Source organism: Paraburkholderia sp. BR14374 (assembly GCF_040948685.1).
Taxonomy (GTDB): Bacteria; Pseudomonadota; Gammaproteobacteria; order Burkholderiales; family Burkholderiaceae; genus Paraburkholderia; species Paraburkholderia youngii.
Window position 1 is genome coordinate 1 of the sequence record NZ_JBFPKF010000124.1, and the last position, 743, is coordinate 743.

At 55.2% G+C, this 743-nt stretch carries 1 pseudogene; it reads left to right on the forward strand.

Annotation, left to right across the window (positions count from 1 at the left end):
- Nucleotides 1–142: 142 nt before the first annotated feature.
- Nucleotides 143–338: pseudogene (locus tag AB3X86_RS38310) on the forward strand (ISNCY family transposase); the annotation flags it as partial.
- Between the last annotated feature and the right edge of the window lie 405 nt (nt 339–743).

The window sequence follows — 743 nt, forward strand, 5'->3', positions numbered from 1 at the left end:
GTTCCAGAACCATTCGCACAGCCCGCTCACGAACTTCAGGCGAGTACCTTGGGCACTTCTTCTTCGTGTTTTCCATAGCTCCATTTTCTCAAGAAGTGGAGCCTCCGGAAATCCCGGGGCGGTTCACACACGATAGGAGCGCGTGGGCGAGTTCATCCAGATTGATGGCGGGATCACCGCTAGCTCGAGGACCGCGGTCCAGCGTGCACGCCGTTGGTGTGTATGTCGATGACGCAATCAGTCCCGTCATGCACCTGCAATTCACTCAGGCGGAATCGACGTTCCACCAATTTAAGGCGACGCGCGTTCTTATCGGGCGCTGCGGCAAACCTGGCGCTGTCAGGTTGGTGCCCATCTGCACTCCCTGTGTGAACAGTAGCAATGCTTACTATATGATTGTTTTGATTGCTCCCGGAACGTACAGCCGTACCATGTGCCGATGCGCTGTTTGACTATGGCGAAATAACAGGCCGCGTTCCTCCGTGTCTGCAGCACCAAGCGCTGACGAAAGGGGCTTAGCGATTGTGTGCGACGCGTATCTCGAAAGGGAACATCTGACGTTCGCGGTTACGGGTCGGCAGATTACGCGTGCAGCCGTTTTGATAAAAATATGCTTAGCCCTAGCAGGCTGTTGAATTTGGGTCCCGTGTAAACGGGGTTTGAGGGACGGGCGTTATGGATATCGTGTTCATGATCTTTGGCAGCGGATGCGATGCGCGGAATGGATGAGATGCAGGAACCCC